The 1698-nt window shown below is 76.6% G+C and carries 1 protein-coding gene and 1 pseudogene; both read right to left on the reverse strand.

From position 1 onward, the window contains the following. Nucleotides 1-684: pseudogene (locus B7767_RS31305) on the reverse strand (ABC transporter ATP-binding protein); the annotation flags it as partial. Beyond that, the coding region (locus tag B7767_RS31310; protein WP_143652721.1) for an ABC transporter ATP-binding protein at nt 681-1698 on the reverse strand (1018 nt) is incomplete at its 5' end. The pseudogene B7767_RS31305 and the gene B7767_RS31310, both read right to left, overlap by 4 nt.

The following is a 1698-nucleotide window of genomic DNA, read 5'->3' on the forward strand; positions in this document are numbered from 1 at the left end:
CTCGGGCCCGGTTCCGCAGGCCGTCAGGTCCCGCAGCGCCGCCCGTGACCGGGCCGCGTGGTCGCCCAGCGCCTCGTCGGCCGCCAGGGCGCGTCGCTGAGCCGCCGCCATGGGCCGCAGCGTCACCAGGAACAGCACCAGACCGCCCGTCAGCGGTGGCAGCACCACCACGAGGAGGGCGGGGTGCAGCGACAACAGCCCCAGCAGCGCTCCGGCGGCGGTGAAGACGAAGGACCGCAGGGTCAGGACGAGACCGGCGAAGCTGTCCCGGGCGATCTCGACCTGGTTCGTCAGCCGGGAGACGGCCGCCCGGTCCGTCCCGCCGGCCCCGCCCAGGACGGCCCGGGCCAGGGACCGGTCGACCGCGCGCCGCACCAGGCCGTCGCGCAGCGGCTCCGTCAACCCGGCGAGCTGGGTGAACACGCCCCGGATCACCGGGGCGCCGAACAGTACGGCGACCAGCGCGACCGCGAGCCACAGCAGCCCCCGGCGCACATCACCGGCGAGGAACCCTCGGTCGACGGCGCGGGCGACGCCGTAGCCCACGAGGAACGCCTGCGCGGTCTCGACGAGCGACCAGAGCGCGAGCCGCGCCGACACCCCCGCACGACGGGCGAGGAAACGACGGGCGGGCGGCGCGATACGGCGCAACACCCCGGCCCCGTCCCCCGCGCCGCGCGTCACCGCCGTGCCTCCTCGGGTTCGGACCGGTGCCCGGTGCCCGTACGCGGTGTCGCGGTCCCGGTGTCCCCGGCGCCGAAGACCGCCCGGTAGTCGGGCGTGTGCCACAGTTCGCGATGGGGTGCGACGGCCCGCACTCCCCCGTCCTCCAGCCAGATCACCAGATCCGCCCGGGCCGCCACCGACGGGCGGTGCGCGACGACCAGCCTGGTGCCGGGCCGTACCGAGTGGCGCAGTGCGCGGTCCACCTCGTGCTCCGTGGCGGTGTCCAGACTGGACGTCGCGTCGTCCATGATCAGCAGCCGTCCGGCGTGCGCGAACGCCCGGGCGAGTCCGAGGCGCTGGTACTCGCCGCCCGAGAGCGGCGCCGTGGACAGCGGGGTGTCATAACCTCTCGGCAGCCGGCGGACGAAGCCGTCGGCGCCCGCGGCACGGCAGGCTTCCCGGACCTGTTCGGGCGACACCCGCCGGGGGCCGGCGGCGACCGCTTCGGCGACCGTGCCCTCGGCCGGCGCCGGGCGCTCGAAGGCGTAACCGACCTCGGTGCGCAGCGCCTCCCGGGTCAGCAGGTCGAGGCGGACACCGTCCAGCAGCACATGCCCCTCGTCGGGGTCGATCAGCCGCCCCGCCACGGCGGCCAGGACGGACTTCCCCGCGCCGCTGCGGCCGACCACCGCGACGGTGGTGCCGCCCTCCACCCGTACACCGTCGGCACGCAGGACCTGCCTGCCGTCGCGCACCACCCGCACGCCGCGCAGTTCGAGATCACCCGGTCCGGCCGGGGGGAGACGCCGCGTCCCGTGGTCCAGCGCGGGCATGTCCGCCAGTGCCAGGGTCCGGTTCCGTGCCTCACGGCCCCGTACCACCGCGCCCAGCAGGGACGCGGCGCCGCCGACGCCGGCCGTCAGCTGCGCGTACCGGCACACGGCGAGCAGCTCGCCCACGCTCAGGGCGCCCGACGCCAGGCGCAGGCCGCCGACGGCCGTGGCGGCCAGGGTGAGCAGGGGGACCAGGACA

It is taken from the genome of Streptomyces sp. 13-12-16 (genome assembly GCF_002114215.1).
Lineage (GTDB): Bacteria > Actinomycetota > Actinomycetes > Streptomycetales > Streptomycetaceae > Streptomyces.